The organism is [Mycobacterium] fortunisiensis (assembly GCF_019050325.1).
GTDB classification, from domain to species: domain Bacteria; phylum Actinomycetota; class Actinomycetes; order Mycobacteriales; family Mycobacteriaceae; genus Mycobacterium; species Mycobacterium fortunisiensis.
On the sequence record NZ_VOMB01000001.1, the window covers coordinates 14,923 to 32,589 of the forward strand.

At 67.8% G+C, this 17,667-nt stretch carries 16 protein-coding genes and 1 pseudogene; 9 read left to right on the forward strand and 8 right to left on the reverse strand.

Annotated elements, in window-relative coordinates:
* Positions 1 to 1,621: 1,621 nt before the first annotated feature.
* Both FR943_RS00050 and FR943_RS26810 read left to right on the forward strand, forming a co-directional pair.
* Positions 1,622 to 1,910, forward strand: a pseudogene (locus FR943_RS00050) (IS3-like element ISMyma8 family transposase); the annotation flags it as partial.
* A 615-nt stretch (positions 1,911 to 2,525) separates the two neighbouring features.
* Complete coding sequence (locus tag FR943_RS26810) at positions 2,526 to 2,705, forward strand: type II toxin-antitoxin system death-on-curing family toxin (RefSeq protein WP_372448053.1); 180 nt, start codon at positions 2,526 to 2,528, stop codon at positions 2,703 to 2,705.
* A 199-nt stretch (positions 2,706 to 2,904) separates the two neighbouring features.
* Here FR943_RS26810 and FR943_RS00060 read toward each other — a convergent pair whose 3' ends face one another.
* Together FR943_RS00060 and FR943_RS00065 are read right to left on the reverse strand one after the other, a co-directional pair.
* Positions 2,905 to 3,414, reverse strand: coding sequence for a GNAT family N-acetyltransferase (locus FR943_RS00060; protein WP_217154289.1), 510 nt, complete (start codon positions 3,412 to 3,414; stop codon positions 2,905 to 2,907).
* Positions 3,411 to 3,689 (reverse strand): type II toxin-antitoxin system TacA family antitoxin, encoded by a 279-nt coding sequence (locus FR943_RS00065; RefSeq protein ID WP_217154290.1) that lies wholly within the window; start codon positions 3,687 to 3,689, stop codon positions 3,411 to 3,413. Before FR943_RS00065 ends, FR943_RS00060 begins: the two co-directional genes overlap by 4 nt.
* Positions 3,690 to 3,937: 248 nt before the next feature.
* On the opposite strand from FR943_RS00065, the gene FR943_RS00070 reads away from it, so the two are divergent.
* Complete coding sequence (locus FR943_RS00070; protein WP_217154291.1) at positions 3,938 to 4,252, forward strand: type VII secretion target; 315 nt, start codon at positions 3,938 to 3,940, stop codon at positions 4,250 to 4,252.
* Between the two features lie 3 nt (positions 4,253 to 4,255).
* Here FR943_RS00070 and FR943_RS00075 read toward each other — a convergent pair whose 3' ends face one another.
* The 4 genes from FR943_RS00075 to ygiD form a co-directional block, all read right to left on the reverse strand.
* Complete coding sequence (locus FR943_RS00075) at positions 4,256 to 4,717, reverse strand: lipoprotein LppJ family protein (RefSeq protein ID WP_217154292.1); 462 nt, start codon at positions 4,715 to 4,717, stop codon at positions 4,256 to 4,258.
* Positions 4,718 to 4,787: 70 nt separating this feature from the next.
* Positions 4,788 to 6,611, reverse strand: a complete 1,824-nt coding sequence (locus tag FR943_RS00080; RefSeq protein WP_217154293.1) for an alpha/beta hydrolase — start codon at positions 6,609 to 6,611, stop codon at positions 4,788 to 4,790.
* 94 nt (positions 6,612 to 6,705) lie between these two features.
* Positions 6,706 to 7,572, reverse strand: coding sequence for a glucose-1-phosphate thymidylyltransferase RfbA (gene rfbA, locus FR943_RS00085; protein ID WP_217154294.1), 867 nt, complete (start codon positions 7,570 to 7,572; stop codon positions 6,706 to 6,708).
* A gap of 98 nt (positions 7,573 to 7,670) precedes the next feature.
* Positions 7,671 to 8,435, reverse strand: a complete 765-nt coding sequence (gene ygiD / locus FR943_RS00090; RefSeq protein ID WP_217154366.1) for a 4,5-DOPA-extradiol-dioxygenase — start codon at positions 8,433 to 8,435, stop codon at positions 7,671 to 7,673.
* Between the two features lie 165 nt (positions 8,436 to 8,600).
* On the opposite strand from ygiD, the gene FR943_RS00095 reads away from it, so the two are divergent.
* Genes FR943_RS00095 through FR943_RS00110 form a run of 4 tightly spaced genes read left to right on the forward strand, consistent with a single transcriptional unit; the run spans position 8,601 to position 14,679 of the window.
* A complete protein-coding gene (locus tag FR943_RS00095; RefSeq protein WP_217154295.1) occupies positions 8,601 to 10,529 on the forward strand; it encodes a SaeA-related protein in 1,929 nt (642 codons plus the stop codon).
* Positions 10,526 to 12,964: a GAP1-N2 domain-containing protein gene (locus FR943_RS00100; RefSeq protein ID WP_217154296.1), complete on the forward strand. Its 2,439-nt coding sequence runs from the start codon at positions 10,526 to 10,528 to the stop codon at positions 12,962 to 12,964. Before FR943_RS00095 ends, FR943_RS00100 begins: the two co-directional genes overlap by 4 nt.
* 1 nt (position 12,965) lies before the next feature.
* Complete coding sequence (locus FR943_RS00105) at positions 12,966 to 14,123, forward strand: hypothetical protein (RefSeq protein WP_217154297.1); 1,158 nt, start codon at positions 12,966 to 12,968, stop codon at positions 14,121 to 14,123.
* 40 nt (positions 14,124 to 14,163) lie between these two features.
* The gene (locus FR943_RS00110; protein WP_217154298.1) at positions 14,164 to 14,679 is read left to right on the forward strand and encodes a pyridoxamine 5'-phosphate oxidase family protein; all 516 of its coding nucleotides are present in this window, start codon (positions 14,164 to 14,166) and stop codon (positions 14,677 to 14,679) included.
* Here FR943_RS00110 and FR943_RS00115 read toward each other — a convergent pair.
* Positions 14,676 to 15,641, reverse strand: coding sequence for a pirin family protein (locus tag FR943_RS00115; protein ID WP_217154299.1), 966 nt, complete (start codon positions 15,639 to 15,641; stop codon positions 14,676 to 14,678). The two genes, FR943_RS00110 and FR943_RS00115, sit on opposite strands and share 4 nt — an antisense overlap.
* 53 nt (positions 15,642 to 15,694) lie before the next feature.
* Here FR943_RS00115 and FR943_RS26580 point away from each other — a divergent pair, with 53 nt between their 5' ends.
* Entirely contained in the window at positions 15,695 to 15,952 is a 258-nt protein-coding gene (locus FR943_RS26580; RefSeq protein WP_217154300.1) for a DivIVA domain-containing protein, read from the forward strand.
* Positions 15,953 to 16,185: 233 nt separating this feature from the next.
* Here FR943_RS26580 and FR943_RS00125 read toward each other — a convergent pair whose 3' ends face one another.
* Entirely contained in the window at positions 16,186 to 16,479 is a 294-nt protein-coding gene (locus FR943_RS00125) for a WhiB family transcriptional regulator (protein ID WP_217154301.1), read from the reverse strand.
* Between the two features lie 388 nt (positions 16,480 to 16,867).
* Between FR943_RS00125 and FR943_RS00130 the strand changes: the two genes are divergently transcribed.
* Positions 16,868 to 17,659: a helix-turn-helix domain-containing protein gene (locus FR943_RS00130; RefSeq protein ID WP_217154302.1), complete on the forward strand. Its 792-nt coding sequence runs from the start codon at positions 16,868 to 16,870 to the stop codon at positions 17,657 to 17,659.
* Positions 17,660 to 17,667 lie beyond the last annotated feature (8 nt).

Here is a 17,667-nt window from a genome sequence, read left to right on the forward strand (position 1 = left end):
CCTACGACCGTATCGGAGGACGGCGGATCGACGTATGGCTTGGGTGTGGGGGATTATGACGCTGCGGCGGGCCGGTTCACCGGATGCAGTGCGCGGCGCTGGAACGTCATTCTTGTTGCGTGGGTGCTGATAAACACGACTCACGGCTGATCTGTTGGGGCTCATAGATGAGTGCTCTGGAACGCGAAGCAGCCTGCCGCCGCTGTCATCCGTACCGTCTGGATCTCGGCGTGGAGCTAAGGTCCGATCAACCTGTGCCGTGCTTTCCTCACTACGTCTTCACTGAATAGATCGGGGTAGTTCAGCACTAGCTGCTTGCTGGTCAGATCTGGGCGGCGTGGAGTTACGTCCCACGTCAGCTTGACGAATCCTTCGGCCGGGCGGGCGGGTATCGATGACCATCCACCGCAATTGGTCCCCCTCATGGGCCCCAGGTGCACCGAAGTGGGCCGGGCGGGGCGGCTGCTGCGGGGGAGGACGGCCAAGGCGCGGCAGGCGATAGGCAGGTCGAGGGTCGTTGAGGTGGCTGCCGCCGAGGAAAGGCGCAGTGGCTGCAGTGGATTGCTGCAGGATGGAGGGGCGATCAAGCGTGCGTGAGAACAGTGCTACGGCTTCCAGAGGAGGCGGCGCTCAACTCATTGCCAGCGATACGCCTGCCTGGACGCCTGGAAGTAGTGCCCGGTTGTGGCGTCCTTACACGTGACCCCGGTCACTTCATCAAAGGAACATGAAATCGCCCCGCGCCCAAACGGATAGCCATAGGTGAGAGTTGTCGCCCCTGGCTCAAATACAGTCGCGGGATAGCAGTTAACGGCAACTGCTCGCCCCTGACGCAGAGCGAAAGAGTTGATGACGTCATGAGAGCAGTCCGACCTCACCTCTGGTTTATATGTGTGATTCCCGACTTCGCAGAGCGCGGTGGTTTGACCATCGGCAGTAGCTAGCTCACAAGTGATGTTGCCGGTTTGGGACCGAAAGCGCACGACTGAGCTAGACGCAGACGTCGTCGTAGGCCCAGGCGGTACGGGATCAACCGCGGGTACAGGTGCTGTGGGCGGAGTTTCCTCGACCGAAGGCCGCGCAACCCCCGCCTTCCACGGTTGGACGACGAATCCAAACTGCGCCAGGGGCTGTAAAGCAGTGGGGTCATCTTGCATCACGTGAAACACAGTGACTAACTCGCCAGTCTCTGCCACCGCGAAATACTCTGTCCCAGACAAAGCTAAGGCATTCATCATCGTGGCCTCGGAATCCCACTGAGACATCATGATCAGGCTCGTCCGCGGCCCGATTCGTGTACATGCGCCACCGCCAACCGCCCCCTTGAGCGGTGGACCCTCAGAGTAATGAACTGTTGCAGGTCCACACACGGCTTTCAGCCAGTCATCGGTAGTACCGGTAATGGCGTGCCTCACCGAGTTGTCTGGGTGGCCCCCACCTCCATTCCCGTTCCCCGAGGTGCCGCAAGCCGCCGCTCCAAGCAAGATGGCCGCGACGCCCGCCACGGCTACCGCGCCCCTAATGCCCAAGTTCGTCATACACTCCGCCACTCCTTTAGCCACCACGATCCAGTGACCTACCCGTCAATATTCTGTGAGTATTCACGACCCGCGAGCTTCTTGTGTCGGCATCGAACAAGCATCGGCGGCACACGCCGGATCAGATCATCCGCAAGCTGACCGAGGGCAACAAGCTCCTCCGGACGGGACAAGAACTCAGCGAGGTGTGCCGGCACCTCAAACGGCTCAAAGAGCTTGAGGGCGACGACGACGCCCGGCTCAAGAAGTGGTCGCCAACCAGGCCCTCGACATGCTCAAGGAGATTTCGGTGGGGGACTTCTGACCCCGAACCGCAAGCGTCGCGTCGTGGTACTTGGCAGCAATCACCGTGGCGATCGGCAGCGACATTCGAACCGAACACGATGCCTTCAGTGTGTTGGACAAAGCCACGAATACTCCAGGAGAGCTGACGGCTGTCCGAATACTCGACATCCTGGCATGGAAGTCGAAAGGAACTAGCCCCGACTAAGCCGTTGGGATGGGCACACCGAGAGGCGAACTCGCAACGTATAGGCACAGACTCGGTGAAGCGAGATACGTTGCAGCTCAGTATTGATCGGCCGCATTGACAAACCGCGAGATGACAGCCGCTGCGGCCTGATCCCCGGTCAACTCTCGGCGACAAAGCGCTTCAATCAGTTGCGTTGTGAAAGGGTGCAGCCTCTGGCCGGCAAGCCCTGATGCGGCCTGTGCGACTGCAACTGCCTCGCACCGCCGGCCAGCGGTGAGAGGCAGTTCAATTCGTAGGCCGGGAACCGATCTGGTGTCAACGCTACGCAGCCGTGCTGCCATTCGGCGGCATCGCTGTGGATGGTCCTGTGGAGTATTTGCGAATAAGGGCACGGCCGATGACGCGGTGGCTGTGAATAACATATGTGTAATTCCCGATACATGCAGTTCAGCGGCTGTAACGGACTGTGGATGAGAAAAGTCTCGGCGTGTCGTTTGGCTCGCCCCAAAGCTTCCGTGTTCGGCGAGGACGCCTATCCGATGATCCACCAGAAGGCCGCCGCGCTACTGGAATCACTTGTCAAGAACGTTGCCCTTGTGGACGGCAACAAGCGGCTGGGCTGGGTCGCCACCAGCCTGCTTTATGGACTCAATGACTGCGACCCGTCGGCCACAGAAGATGAGAAGTACGACTGATTTGTACCCATGCAAGCCTCAATGGTCGTTGCCCCGCTTCTCTCGGTATTCATGGCTAACCACCTCGATCGGCATGGAACTGCAAGGCCTCCGGTGACCGCCGGAACTCGTCCATGTGGTCGAGAAATCCCCGGAAGTCTCTGCTGTTCGCCATCGCCGGTCCCTCGGTACGGTCTCCGTGTCGTTGGGCATCAGCCGGTCACCTCTGCGGAGGGTCGAGCAGGGCTCGGGCGTCTTTGATCAGCAGCAGCAGGTGCAGCGGGTCGGTCGGTGAGGGCTCGAAATCGAAGTGCGCGTAGAACGCCCGCGCCTGCTCGTGCAGCGCGTGCACCAGCAGTGCCCGCACGCCGATGATCTCCGCAGCGGCCACCGCGCGGGTGATCGCATCGCGCAGCAGCGCGGCACCCAGCCCCTGGCCTCGTTCCTTGCGGTCGATCGCCAGCCGCGACAACAGGATCACCGGCACCGGATCGGGCATGTTGCGCCGTACCCGCCCGGGTGTGCCGGCGCGTTCCACCGCCGCCGAGGCCAGCGCGTAGAACCCGACGACACGGCCGTCCCGGCACGTCACGAAGCACCGGGAGGCACCCTCGACATGGTTCGCCAGGGCGCGTCCCCGCAGGTACCCATCCAGGGTGGGCTCGCCGCTGTCGAACTCGGCGACCACATCGTGTTCGCTGATCGGGCGGGGCGCGCTGTAGCCGCTCACTCGTCGAAGATCGAGGGCTCCGCGAACAGCTTCTCCAGCCGCGGCTTGTGCGACACCGGCCGGTCCAGCACCGATACGAACTCCGACCAGGCCGGTGGATCGAGCATGAACAGCCGCCGATCGGCGAGAACGTTGCGGGCATGAGCCAGCGTCGCGGTCACCGTGAAGTTGGTCAGATCGGTCCCCTCCACTTCGGCGGCACGACGAATCAGCGCGTCCTGCTCGGCAGTCAGGCGCACCGCGAACCGCTCTGTCTTCGTAGCCACGCCATCCATTGTGTGCCCATTGGGCACACAATGCAACGGGGTATTGATGAAGCTTCTGAACAGCGGCGATGCACTTCATATCGGTAAGACACGCGCTGACTCACGGGAGGAAGTAGCGGGGCGAGTCGGGCCGCGGTGGGGACGGCCACCCAAGTCCGGCCGGCCAAAATTGCCGCGCGGAGGATGGCCCCGACCGCCGTAAAATCAGCGGTATACCTGCCGGCCATTCGGGGCGGCGCAATTGGTGGGGGGCGTGTATGAGCGGCGGTCAGATCTTGAAAGTCGACCCGGCCGCGTTGACGACCGCCGGCACGGCGTTCAGTCAGGCCGGTGCGAGTGTGGCGGGCCTGGGTGCCGACGCCGTGCTGGCCGACGCCGCGGCCGCGGTGCCGCAGCTGGCCACCGCGGGTGCCTGTCATGACGCGCAGTCCGCCGTCAGCGCCGCCACCACCGCGGTCGCCGACGCGGCGAATACCTTTGGCAGCAACCTGAGCAAGGCCGCGAGCGGGTACGAGTCGCAGGACGAGGCCTCGGCGGCGTCGATCAAAAAGGTGGAGATGCCGGGCGGTTAGCTGTCAGCTGGTGAGTTCGGCCCGGATGTCCTGTTCGTCGGCGCTGTGATCGCCGGCATTGCGGCACTCCCCGTAGATCTCGATGTAGCCGCGGTCGGGATGGTCGGGGTTGGCCGCGATGATGGCCATGACCTCGCCCAGATTCATCGCCCGCCCGTGTGGCTGCTTCCCCGACGGCGCCCCGTCGCGCCAGCCGTCGGCGCGCATGGCCGCGACGATCTGGTCGAGGTAGGCCTGCGGGTCCACCCCGGCGGGGAAGGTGAATCCCATCCCGACCTGCCCGCGGTACGGCGCCACCTCCTGATCGGTGCACGAGTCGAATTCGAAGGTCGCGCCGCGCACCTGCAGCCCGGCGGACGCGACGAGCCGTTTGGCCGGCTCCACGACCTGGGCGCGGGTCTGCTCGTCGCTCATCTGCGGCCCGTCCAGGCTGGCCGGGCGCTCGGCGGGCTTCTCGGAACCCATTGCGCATCCTCCTAGCAATAGTGCGCCGGCCACAGCGGCCGTCCACAGCGCCGCGCTGCGGCGGGCACGGTCAGTACTGGTGGTCTTTGGTGACGGTGCCACGGTCGCCTTCCGGGTCGTTGAAAGCAGGGGTGCCGGGGATTCGAGTGTCCCAGTCGGGCAGGTCGATAGGGGGGAGTCCGGGAAGATCGACCTTGTCCGGCAGTCCGATGTGTGGTTGCCTGCGGCCTTCGGCGGTCAGCCCGTTGTCGGCCAGGGTGGACCCGTCGCCGGTGGCGATGTCGGTCATGGACCGCAACGATTCGCTGCCGATGTCGTAGTAGCGGGAGTGGTCGCCGAAATCCGGCAGGCCGCTGCGCCCGGGCACCTCGGAATCGAAACGCACCGAGCCGAATCCGTCGCCGGCCGGGTCACGGCCGAGACCGGCCTCCATGCCCAGCGGATAGCCCAGTTCACGGTTGATGATGTCCGGGATCGGACCGGCCTGGCCCAGCCAGCTCACCGGATCGCTAGAGGCCGCACCGACATACACCTTTCCGCCCTCGGGCAGATGGAAATCCTCGGCGCTGTTGGCCAAATCCGTTCCGGGGCTGCCGATCAGCACCGCATTGTTGGCGTTCATCCCGCTGCCGGCGAATGCGTCGGCCACCGTGGTGGAACCGTAGGAGTGCCCGATGACGGTGACGTTGGAGGGCCCTCCCTCGTGGGTGGCACCGAGGCCGTTCACATCGGCTGCCAGCAGGTCACCACCGGTGCGGGCCAGGTCGGGGGTGGCGATGCGGGTGTCGGTGGGGCTGTCCGGGGCGTCGTAGCCCATCCAGGCGATCACCGACGTCGACTCATCGGGGTCACCGAGACGCATCTGGTCATACAGGTTGGTGGCGTTGTCGCTTTCCAACCAGCCGTCCTTGACGCTGCTCCCCGTGCCGGGCACCACGACGGCGGTGTTCTGGGCCTTGTCGGGGTTGCCGATCGCCACGGCGGCCTTGCCCTGACCGTTGAAGGCCAGCGGATCGTAGGCCCACAACATCACCGGACGGTCCTGCTTGCCTTCGGCGGCCATCTTCTCCAGACCCTTCTGGGTCTGCACGGCGTTGGTGTAGCGGGTGGCGTCGGCAGAGGTCAGCCCATAGGCACCCGGATTGGCCAGCACCTCCTCGGTGGACACCCCGTGCTGGGTGGCCGCGTCTTGGACCCGGTTCAGATCATCCTGCAGGACAGCCTGATTCACCTGATCGCGCACTTCGGCCGGGATGCCGTTGAGGTTGCCCAACGCCGCCGGGTGCTCGGCGATCAACTGGTTCTTCTCGGCCCCGCTCAGCGAGTCCCACCACTTCTTGACATCCTCGGCGCTGGTTCCCGGCGGGGGCATCGCGCGCGGATCACCGAGGGTGCCCGGCGGGGTTTCGGGGACCGGGCCGCCCAGCGCTGCGGCGATGGCCGCCGCGGTGGCGGTGTCGATGGCGCCGAACACCGCCAGCATCTTCTTGAGGATGGCGGTCCACGCCGGGGCCAGCAGCCGCAGCAGCGGCGGGAAGGGCGGCGGGGTGGCGGTGCCGTCGTCGGCGACCTCCCAGCCCACGGCGCGCAGCATCTCGACGGTGGCCAGCAGCCCGGTCCGCAGGTAGCCCATCTGGGTGCCGCCGGACTGCAGCGCCTGCTGCAGCGCGGAGAGCCGAGCACGCAACTCTTCCTGCTGATCGAGGTTCTGCTCGGCCTTGGCGATGGCCGCGCTGGCGGCCTGGCCCTCCCACGACGCACGCAGCTGCGCCAAGGCTTGCCGCTGCGCATTCATCGTCGCGTCGAGGGTGGAGATCTTGGTGCCGAGGTCGGCGGCGGCGGCAACCAACTGCTGCGGCCGCGACGCCTCCACCGTCGACACCGTTACCGACACTGCGACCCCCTTGCGTCCGCGTCCCATCGTCGCACGGGTTCAGGGCCTGCGTGAGCACCAAATCAGCGCCGAATCGGACGTCGCCGCCGCCGCCCTACTTGTGCTCCAACAGCCCCAACAGGTAGTCGCCGTACCCGGATTTGGACAGCTCGGCGGCGCGGGCGGCCAACTGATCGTCGTCGATGTAGCCGGCTCGCCAGGCGATCTCCTCGGGCACCGCGATCTTCAGGCCCTGGCGGCGCTCGATGGTGCGGACGAAGTCGCTGGCGTCCAGCAGCGAGTCGAAGGTGCCGGTGTCCAGCCACGCGGTACCGCGGGCCAGCACCTCGACCGAGAGCCGGCCCTGGTCCAGATAGGTCTGGTTGATCTCGGTGATCTCGTACTCACCGCGGGCCGATTTACGCAGTGCCCGCGCCAGCTCGATGACGTCGTTGTCGTAGAAGTACAGGCCCGGCACGGCGTACGGGGATTTGGGGAAGGCCGGTTTCTCCTCCAGCGATAGCGCGGTGCCGTCGGGACCGAACTCCACCACCCCGTAGGCCGACGGGTTCGCCACCCGGTACGCGAAAATCGCTCCTCCGCTGACATTTTGGAACCGGCGCAGGCTGGTGCCCAGGCCGGGTCCGTAGAACAGGTTGTCGCCCAACACAAGTGCCACCGAGTCGGAGCCGATGTGCTCGGCGCCGATCACGAAAGACTGTGCCAACCCCTCCGGCTCGGGCTGCACCGCGTAGCTGAGATTGACCCCGAAAACCGAGCCGTCACCGAGCAGCCGCTCGAATGCCTGGGCATCGGCGGGGGTGGTGATCACCAGGATGTCGCGGATCCCGGCCATGATCAGGGTGGAAAGCGGGTAGTAGACCAGCGGCTTGTCGTACACCGGAAGCAACTGCTTGCTGACGCCCATCGTGATCGGGTGCAGCCGGGTGCCCGAACCGCCGGCCAGCAGGATTCCGCGCATGCGTGTCCTAGCGTCCCGGGCCCGGCGTCTGGTCATGGCACACCACGCAGTCACCTTATCGCGGGCCCGGTGCGGGGCCGGCCCGGCGCGCGACCCGCTCAGCTCAGGACATAGGAAGTCATCGACAACGACCCGTAGCTGTAGCCGTCCACCAGAGAGCTCACCGAACCGGTTGCGGCCGCGGCCAACCCGGCGAAGTAGAGCATGGGGATGAAGTGGTCGGGCGTCGGCACCGCGGCCGCATAGTCCGGGTGTGCCTGGAGGCCGAGAACGTCGGCGGGGGAGTCGGTCAACTGCCGGTGCGCGGCGTCGTCGAACCGCCGCGCCCAGTCGAAGCCGCCTTCGGGCCGGCGCGGGTCCATCGCGGCGAGGTTGTGCACGATGTTGCCGCTGCCGAGCACCAACACCCCGCGCTCCCGCAGCGGCGCCAGCTGTGCCCCGAGCCGCAGGTGGTATTCGGCCGGTTGGTCGGCGTTGATCGCCAGTTGCACAACGGGAATCGAGGCCTCGGGGAAGGCGTGCACCAGCACCGACCAGGCGCCGTGGTCGATGCCCCAGCTGTCCACGTCGGCGCCCACCCAGGTCGGGTGCACCACATCGCTGACCTCCTCGGCCAGCTCCGGCAGGCCCGGCGCCGGGTACTGCACGTCGAACAGGTCGCGCGGGAATCCGTAGAAGTCATGGATCGTGCGCGGCCGCGGCATCGCGGTCACCGCGGTGGCCTTGATGTACCAGTGCGCGCTGACCACAAGGACCGCCCGGGGCGGCGGCACCGACCGGCCGAAACTGCGCCAGGCGGTGGTGAAGCGGTTGGACTCGATCGCGTTCATCGGGCTGCCGTGGCCGATGAAGGCGGCCGGCATCGGCGCGGGTGCGGTGTTGGCCATGGCGAACCTCCGGCTGCCAGGTTAGAACGTGCAGCTATGGCCGATGCCATCGCAGCGGGTCGGGCCCACCATGTGTGTTTGATCAGGGCGCTTCTGCGGTAGGTTTCGGTGTGTGCAGACCTGCGGGGATTTGGTGTTCTGATGCCCGATCTGTATCCCGTCGACGATACCGACGACGCGGATCCGCGGCTGGCGCCGTTGTTGGCCTGGCGCCAGCAGCTGGTCGACTCCGGCGCGGTGGCGGCCCGCAGCTTCAAAGAGGCGCATCTGCGCTTGGTGCTGAGGTCCGGGCGCACCGATGTCGAGCAGATCCGCGAGATGCTGCCGGGCTCGGTGGCCGAGCACGCCGAAGCGATGGCCCGGCTGCTGGCCGAGCTGGAAGCGCAGCCGCCGGCGGTACCCACGAGTCCGTCCGACGCACCGGCGCCGCCCGCGGCCGATGCGCACGCCATCGCGTTTCGTCATGACGAGGGGCGCCCCGGTGTCGTCGACCTGAGCTGGCCGGACTACGCAGCCAACGGGGGAGTGGTGCTGTACCGGGTGGTCAGCGCCGAGGACCGGGCCCCCAGATCCCCCGAGAACGCCGACCTGGTCGCCGCGACGCCGCTGTCGGCGGCCAGCGACGACCGCCCGTTGACCGGCCCGGTGCGCTTCTACCAGGTGTGGGTGATCACCGGGACGTCGCGCTCGGACGCCCTGAGCACCCGGCCCGTATTGCACGCCAGTGGGGTACTGGTGGCCCCGCTCAACGACGTATCCATCCGGCAGGACACCGGTCTGGTCGTCGGGGAGTGGACCGCACCGCCGGCCGCGCAGGCCGTGCACGTGTACCGCATCCCGGTCGAGGAGGCCGACGGCGACGAGGCGCGCTACCGGATCCTGGCCGACAGCGACAACCTGTCCGGGTTCGTCGACACCGGCGCGGCACGGGGTAAGCGCTACCGCTACCGGGCCCGCTGCGCGGTCGACGTCGACGGGCGCACGGAACTGTCCGAGCCCGCCGACGCCGAGGTCGAGGTGTCGGCGGTGCTGGCCGCGGTCACCGACATCACGGTGGACACCAGCCTCGACGGCGAGTCGTTCGACCTGTCCTGGGCGGCGCCCGGGGCCGAGGTGGTCGTCTACCTCAGCGAGCGCGGCCCCAGCGCCGGCGGGGTCTCCACGGAGCTGCCCGAGAACGCGCTCGAGCAGGTCGGGTTGACACCGGACCTGCGCCTGCGCCGCCCGGTGGTCGACCAGCCCCACCCCGACGGCAGCCACCGCACCCTGATGACGGGGGTGCCGTGGCCGCCGGGATGGAGCCGGGCCTATGTCACCCCGGTGACGGTCCTGGCCGGGCGCGCTGTGCTGGGGCGCACGGTCTCGGCGGTGCGTACCGGGTTGATCCGCGACATCGAGCTCGTCGAATACTGCAACAAGCAGGTGCTGACCTTCGATTGGCCGGAGGGCGCCGCCGGGGTGGTGGTCACCCTCGCCCCCAAAGGGCACGATCCGCGCATCGGGCTGACCGGCAGATCGTTCGAGATCTCGCTGGAGGACTACGAAAAGTACGGCGGCATGCACCTGACCGGAGCGCTTCCGGTCGACGGCTGCTCGCTGCACCTGGCTTCGGTGGCGTTCTCCGGCGGTCGCCGGGTGACCGGGCCGGTGGCCGGCATCGAATACCCGGGGATGCTGCGGCTGCAGTACGCGGTGCGAATCGGCCGTGACCCCAACGGTTTTCCGACGACCGCCACCGTTGCTGTGCGTTCGGAACACGATGTGCCGGGTTCGCCGTCGTTCGTGTTGGTCAACAACCCGCAGCGGATGCCGTTGAGCGTGCACGACGGCCAGCCCGTCGACGTGGCGCCGCTGGACGCCCAGGGCCAGTTGGCCGACCATCCGTCCAAGGAACTGCGCTGGACCGCGCTGACCGCGTCGGGCAGCGGCGAGCTGTGGGCCGCCAATGTCAGCGGCCTGCACGGTTGGATCCGGCTATTCGTCAACATTCTGGACCCGGCCCAGCTGAGCACCATTGCCCTGTTGGACCCGCCGGTGCAGACCTTGCAGCTCACCGCGACGGTGCTATGACATCGCGCTACGGCCAGCTCGCCTATACGTCGTTCGACGCGGTCGGGACTGTTGGCGGCTGGCAGGTCAAACAGACCGATGGTGACCTGACGCCGGAGGAGACCCAGGCGTTGATCGCCGGTGTGCACACGGTGTTTCGCCCGGTGGAGCCGGCGCCGGATTTCCCGACCGCCGAGCAGCTGGAGCAGGGTCCGCGCCGTTTGATGTACCGCCGGCTCGAGTACGGCGCCGGGTACTGGCACACGTTTCCGGCCGGGGCGGACAGCACGGGCCGTCCGGGCAATGTGTTCGCGCATGTGGTGCTGGACCGTGCGCCGAACACCCATCCGCAGCACCGCGCCATTCAGTGGTGGCGGTCACCGGGCTGGCTGCGGCCCTACGGGGCCGCCGCGGTGGCCCGAGCCGAGCTTGCCGAGGGGACCCCGCAGCCGGGTGATGCGGTGACCAAGGACAGCGTGGTGGCCTTCGCACTGGACAGCGCGACCTGGCGGTTGGCGACGTTGTTCGCCCTGCTCGATGCGGTGGCCGCGGCACTGGCCGGTGGTCCGCCGGTGGTGCTGGGGGCGCGGTCGCCGGATTCGGCGGCGCAGTGGATCGGCCTGGTGAGTTTCCTGATGTCGCCGGGGACCGCGGCCCGGATGAGTTTCTCCACGTTCGACCGTGTCGAGCAGGTCGCGCCGCACCACGGCCAGCTTTTCAGCGCGGTGCCGCTGGAGGATCTCGCCATGGTGGAACCGGGCCTGACGGTGATCAGCGAGGCCGAGACGGTGTCGCTGGGTGAACTCGGCGGTGATCCGCACCGCACGGCCGGCGGACACCACATCGAGGTGACGCGGTGGTCGGTGATGGCGCAGGTGGTGCTGTTGGACGTGGCCTCGGCGCGACAGGTGCTCGAGGACATCGACACGCTGTCCGCCCAGGTCCGCGACGACGGACTGCATCCGGCGTGGCCGATGGCCATGGCGGTGGCCGGACACCCGGAGTTTGCCGATGCGCAGGTGGAAGCGCATGAGGTGATCGCTGCGCATTCGCCGTCGGGCGCGCTGGTCGGGTCGGAGGCCGCGCGCATCATCGCCGAGGTGCTTTCGGGTGTGGTCGGCACCAGCACGGCCGACGCCTGGCGGGCGGTGCACGAGCTGCCGGACGGGGCGGGAGCGGCGTTCGCCGACGCCGCGTATTTCGCCCGGGCCATCGCCGATGATGGCTGGATGACCGGGGACGGCCCAATCCCGTTGGGGCCGAGAATGTTTCACGGGAAACCAATACCTTCGTCGCTGCGGGCCGCCATCGGGCCGGCCCTGGAGCGCAGCCGGCACCAGGGTCCAGACCGGTTGCTGAGGGTCATCGACCTGCTGCTTCGGGCCGGGGTGACCGACGACCGGCTGCAGGCGGCGCTGACCGAGGACGTGCTGCCCGGCCTCACCGATCCCGGGGTGCGTGCCCTGATCGGCCCGGCCGATCGGCTGTCGCTGGCGGCGTTGCTGCTGCACGACACTGATCCCGAGGGCAGTGGGATCGAGGACGAGATATTGGACTGGCTGGCCGAGGCCGCCCCGGTGCCGGGGCACGCGGAGCTTGCCGCGGCCCAACCCGGGGATGCGGTGTGGATTCGCGCCGCACTGCGCGGGCTGCGGTCGCGCCGCCGCGGTGCGGACGCTCCGGGCGCCCAGCTGTGGTGGTTGCGGACGACCGAACCGGCCCGGTTCGAGGCGGCCGCGTCGGCGGCGGTGTGGAATCCGCCGGATCTGTTGCTGGCCGCCGGTACCGGCCCACTGCCCGGGCTGGCCGCGCTGCGCACCCTGGTGGGCGCCGCGGACTCGGCCGACCTGCACCAGCTGGCCGGCAAGGTCATCGACGACAACGGCGACAGCATGGCCGTGGCCTGCGCGGCGGTGCGGCGCATCGAACCGGTGGACTGGCTGCACCAGCGCTATCTGCACACCCACCAGAGCTCATATGTGCCGATCTGGGACCAGGCGCTGGCCTGGTTGGAACCCGAGTCGGTGCACCCGGATTTCTCGGTGCGGCTGCTGTCCTTCGCTTTGCTGGCGGTGCTCGCCGGCCAACCGTATCCGCAGGCCTGCAAGGGATTGGCCGCCGAGACCGGTTACGGAGCACAGGCGGTGGCTCGGGTACTGCCACTGGTGGACGGCGACGGGCTGGCGCCGGTTCCGGTGGTGGCGATGGGTCTGTTGCGCAGCGGACCGGCCGATTACGTCCTCGATCCGGTGGACCAGCTCGTGGTCCGGTTGGCCGGCAAGGTGGCAGTCACCATGTCGGGCGCCGACGCCGAATCCGTGGTGATGTTGATGGCGCAGATGTCAGGTGATGCTTCCGAGGGGACGATGCGCGGATACCGCAAAATGGTGAGCAGGCTGATGCGGCGGGGCGATCATGTGTCGCTGACAGAGCGACTGAGGGGGAGCCGGGGCTGATATGAGCAAGTGCCCGCGTTGCTTCACGCCATTGAGCCCCAACAACCATCTGTGGACGCTGCCGGCCCAGGCCGGTGGCACCCGCTATCGCGACGACGTGGCCTCGGCCTATCTGGGTGCGCCGGCCGATTGCGGCCCGCTCTACACCTGGACCCGCGCTGCGGGTTACCACGGCCCGCCCCCGCCGACGTCGGAGGCCAGCCGTGCGCTGCAGGGTCCGGCGGTGGAGATCTGCCCGGTCTGCCATTTCACGCTGCCCGACGGCTTCCGGGAGGGGCACGCGATCTGCATCGCGCTGGCCGGTGCCCGCGCCACGGGGAAGAGCCTCTACATCGCGGTGCTGGTCAAGCAGCTGGAGTTGTTGTGTGAGCGCTTCGGCGTGCTGATGGAGCCGGTCACCCGCGGCACCATGCAGAGCTACGCCACCAACTACGAGAACCCGCTCTACGTGCAGCGTGGCCTGCTGCCGCCCACCCCGACGGTGCACACCCAGGCGCCGAACCAGCGTGAGCCCCTGGTGTTTTCGATCGGCGTCTGGCATGGCGTGCGACGCTTCCTGGTGCTGCGCGATGTCGCCGGCGAGGATCTGGAGACCGGTGACCTGCACGCGCCGCCCTTCCAGTTCTTCGCCCACGCCGACGCGGTGTTCTTCATGTTCGATCCGTTGCGGGTCAAGGCCATCCGCGATCAGTTGCAGGATCTGTTGCCGCCGCAGCCGTTCAACGGTGGAGAGCCGCGGTCGGTCCTGGCGAATCTGTTGATGGCGGTCAATCCCGGCCAGCCCCGGCTGGCGGTGATCCTGTCAAAGTTCGACGTGCTGCGGGCGCTGCGTGCGGTGCAGGGTTCGGAGTGGGCGCTGGTGATGTCCAACGGCGGCGCGGCGTTCCTGCGCGACACCTCCGACGGCAAGCGCTACGACGACGTCGACGGGCAACTGCTCGACCAGGAGGTGCGCAGCCTGCTGATCCGGCTGCACGGCGGCGCGATCGTGGCGGGTGTGGAGAACCCGACCTCGGGCCCGCGGCTGACCAGCCGGTACTTCGCGGTGTCGGCGCTCGGCCATCCGCCGGCCGGAAACCGTCTGCACGCCAGGGGTATCGCCCCGTTCCGGTGTGTGGATCCGGTGCGCTGGGTGACCTCGCAGTTCGGTGTGTTGTAGCCGCGTGGCATGGTGACCTGACCGAGCAGAGAGGTGACAGGTGGGCAAGAACGAGCGCACGAAGATCGTCATGAGCGACGAGGAGATCGCCGAATTCGTCGAACACAGCCGGACCGCGACGATGGCCACGGTGCTGCCCAACGGTCGGCCCCACCTGGTCGCCATGTGGTACGCGGTGCTCGATGGTGAGATCTGGTTCGAGACCAAGGCCAAGTCGCAGAAGGCGGTCAACCTGCGTCGCGATCCCACGATCACCGTGATGATCGAGGACGGTGACACCTACGACACCCTGCGCGGGGTGTCCATCGACGGCACCGCCGACATCATCGATGATCCGGAAGCTCTTCTGCGCGTGGGGATCAGCGTGTGGGAGCGCTACACCGGGCCCTACACCGACGAGATGCGCCCGTTTGTCGACCAGATGATGAACAATCGCATCGCGGTGCGGGTCGTACCCAGTCGGACGCGTAGCTGGGACCACCGCAAGCTCGGGCTGCCCGCAATGCCGGTGGGGGGCAGCACAGCCCAGTATTTGACCGCGGATACCGACAGCTAGCCCGACGGCCGCGGCCGCGGTTTGAGCCGCCCGCCCGGCAGGGGCGGCGCCGGCAGCCGTGGGATGCGGCCGTGGTAGCCGTGCACCTCGCCGAACCGCGCGCCATGGCCCTGCCACAGTTCGCGGTAGGTGGCGATGTCGTCGTGACTGCGGCCGACGAAGTTCCACCACATCACCAGTTCCTCGGTGAACGGTGGGCCGCCCAGCAGGATCGACCGGGCCGGTCCGGCGCCGCGGTTGGCCAGGTGCAGCTGGGTGCGGCCGGGCGCCTGGTAGGCCAGATCGGCGACGGCCAGTGTCGTGCCGCACACCTCGATCGACCCCCGATCGAGCAGCACGCCGTGTTCGAAGGCCGGGTCGACGTCCAGCGTCAGCGTCGCACCCTCGTCGAGATCGACCTGGGCGCCCAGCAACGGGGTGAAAGTATGTACCGGGGAACATGATTGGGCCAGCTCCCCGAGGAACACCCGGACGGTGGCGCCGTCGCCGGTGCGGGCCGGCGGGACATGGTGGGCAAAGTCGCGGTCGGTGTCACGGGCGGCGTCGGGTAGCGCGACCCACAGTTGGACGCCGTGCAGGATGGTGGTCCGGCCGGTGGAGACCTCCGAGTGAGCGATCCCGGCGCCCGCGGTCATGAGGTTGAGTTCACCGGGAAGCACCATGGCGTGCACTCCGGCACTGTCGCGGTGCTCGATTTCGCCCTCGAAAAGCCAACTGACGGTCTGTAACCCGGTGTGTGGGTGGGGTGGCACGTCCATCCCGGGGCGGGTGCGGATATCGGTGGGCCCGTAGTGGTCGGCGAAACACCAGGCGCCGATCATCGAGCGGTCCCGTTGCGGCAGGGTGCGCCGGACCAGCATGGCCCGTGGCCCGCCCAGCGGCACTTCCCGGGCATGCAGCACACCGGCGAAGTCCGTGTGGGTGCAGGCGACCTCGGCGGGTGCCGTGTCGGTGTTGCTCATGAACTTCACGGTAGCCGTGTGGCGACCGGGCCAGGCCCGGTTAGCATGACGTCATGACCGGGGGATTGACAGCCGAAGACGTTCGCAGCACGGTGCTTTCGAAGCCGCCGCTGGGCAAGCGGGGGTATGACAAGAAGTCGGTGGACGATTTCCTTGCGCTCGTGGCCCGGCGCCTGGACGGGCGGGGGCACCTCGGCGCCGAAGACGTGCGCAATGTCGCGTTCCCGAAGCCGCCGCTGTTCCAGCGTGGTTACGACGAGGACGAGGTGGACCGGCTGCTCGACGCGGTGGTGTCCACGCTCGAGCGGTAGCCGGAGAACGTTGGGGACGGTGCCGTCACTGCGCCTCGCGGCGAGTGGTCGCTCGAAGCGACGGTTCTGGTGTGGGGCCCGGGGCAATGCCCGACACCGTCAGCCGGTGTAACGACATGCCCCGGGCCCCTATTCCTCCCCCAGTGGAAATCTGCCCTTGCCCTGCCGTCCCCTCGAATCGGCAGCGCAAGGGCGCGCCAGAAAGTTCTTGATGCGTTGGTGCCAGGACCGCCTCAGGCGGCTTCGGGGAAGACCAGCCCGAGCTTGCGGACCGGGTAGCCGTTGCGCTCGGCCAGCGAGCGCAGCTGCTTGAGCGCGAAGCTGCGGCCGCGGCCGGCTTCCGGGACCATGATCCCGGCCCACAGGCCTTCGGCGCGGGGAAGTTCGCAGGCCTCCCGGGCGCACAGCCAGCGCCGGGGGCATTCCCGGCAGATGACCTTGGCCTGATCGTCGGGGGTGGAGGTCCACCGCTCCGGGTCGCTGGTGCACACGCCGAGCGGGATGCCGTTGGCCATGAGTGCGTTCATGCTGCTGCTCCTGTGAGGGCTCCTGTTGCGGTGTGTTCCGCGTTGAGGGGAACGCTATAGCAAGAACCGTAGCGATGCAACAGTTTGGTTGGAACCGTTGCATCGCGGTGCTACGGAAATTTGCAAAGGTAACGATGCCGAGTCACCTGGGGAAAGCCAGATTGGATGTAAAACCGCACGTCAGAACGTCTACAGGTACCTGCATGTACCCGTAGCGACAGTACGGTTCGGCCCATCGGACAGCCGTAGCGTTGGGGTTTGTTTGCTGTATGTGCCAGAAACCCAATGCGTAGCGGTGCTGCGGTCTGGGGTTAGGATTGGGGGGTCCCGACAACCGCTTCAGCGCGTCAGCTGAGGCTGAACACAGCGGCGAGGAAACAGCCCAGTCATGACCGACGCTGAGTACGATCTCGCTACTGGTGAGTTCGATGTCGGGCTGATCCGTGCCGGTTCCGCCGCCGCAGCCAGACGCCGCGAGCTGGACATCAGCCAGCGCAGCCTCGCCGCCGACGGAATCATCAATGCCGGTGCGCTCATCGCCTTCGAGAAGGGCCGCAGCTGGCCGCGCGAACGGACCCGGCTCAAACTCGAAGAGGTACTGCGCTGGCCGCCCGGCACCATCGCCCGGCTGCGCCAGGGCGGGCCCGTCCCGGATCCGGCGATGCCCGCGCCGGCGCCCGTCCAGTCGGCCGCCGTCGTCACCGCACCGCTGGCCGCGGGTCCGCCGGCGACCACACCGCCGGCCAGCGACGAGGTCCCACTGATCGCCCAGGCGGTGCTGACCGCGGTCAACACCTTGGAGTCGACGATCGCCACCCTGCCCGCGATCGGTGAACCGGAGTTCACCCCGCGGGTCACCTCGGTGCTGGCCGATCTGCGTCAGCTCGAGGCCGTGGCATCGCGCGCCGCCCGGCTCAGCATGGTGACCCCGGCACTGATCAAGGCGCTCAGCGCGGTCCGGCGTCAGATCGACGAACTGACCACCCGCGCGGCCACCGCACCCGGAGCCACCCTGGGCCAGCGGCTCTACGCCGCGCGCCGGCAGTCGAACCTCACGATCGCCGAAACAGCCACGGCCGCCGGGGTTTCCGAGGACACCGTGGCTCGTGCCGAGGCGGAATACCCGGTCGATGCCTCCGCCGTGCACGCCCTGGAGGCGCTGATCGGCGCGATGCGCTGAGCGCGCGG

Coding starts and splice junctions, on each gene's coding strand:
- FR943_RS26580 (WP_217154300.1), top strand. CDS start 15,695: ATGACCGGGGGATTGACAGCCGAAGACGTTCGCAGCACGGTGCTTTCG.
- rfbA (WP_217154294.1), bottom strand. CDS start 7,572: ATGCGCGGAATCCTGCTGGCCGGCGGTTCGGGCACCCGGCTGCACCCG.
- FR943_RS00115 (WP_217154299.1), bottom strand. CDS start 15,641: ATGAGCAACACCGACACGGCACCCGCCGAGGTCGCCTGCACCCACACG.
- FR943_RS00100 (WP_217154296.1), top strand. CDS start 10,526: ATGACATCGCGCTACGGCCAGCTCGCCTATACGTCGTTCGACGCGGTC.
- FR943_RS00075 (WP_217154292.1), bottom strand. CDS start 4,717: ATGGGTTCCGAGAAGCCCGCCGAGCGCCCGGCCAGCCTGGACGGGCCG.
- FR943_RS00095 (WP_217154295.1), top strand. CDS start 8,601: ATGCCCGATCTGTATCCCGTCGACGATACCGACGACGCGGATCCGCGG.
- FR943_RS00130 (WP_217154302.1), top strand. CDS start 16,868: ATGACCGACGCTGAGTACGATCTCGCTACTGGTGAGTTCGATGTCGGG.
- ygiD (WP_217154366.1), bottom strand. CDS start 8,435: ATGCCGGCCGCCTTCATCGGCCACGGCAGCCCGATGAACGCGATCGAG.
- FR943_RS00070 (WP_217154291.1), top strand. CDS start 3,938: ATGAGCGGCGGTCAGATCTTGAAAGTCGACCCGGCCGCGTTGACGACC.
- FR943_RS00105 (WP_217154297.1), top strand. CDS start 12,966: ATGAGCAAGTGCCCGCGTTGCTTCACGCCATTGAGCCCCAACAACCAT.
- FR943_RS00125 (WP_217154301.1), bottom strand. CDS start 16,479: ATGAACGCACTCATGGCCAACGGCATCCCGCTCGGCGTGTGCACCAGC.
- FR943_RS00065 (WP_217154290.1), bottom strand. CDS start 3,689: ATGGATGGCGTGGCTACGAAGACAGAGCGGTTCGCGGTGCGCCTGACT.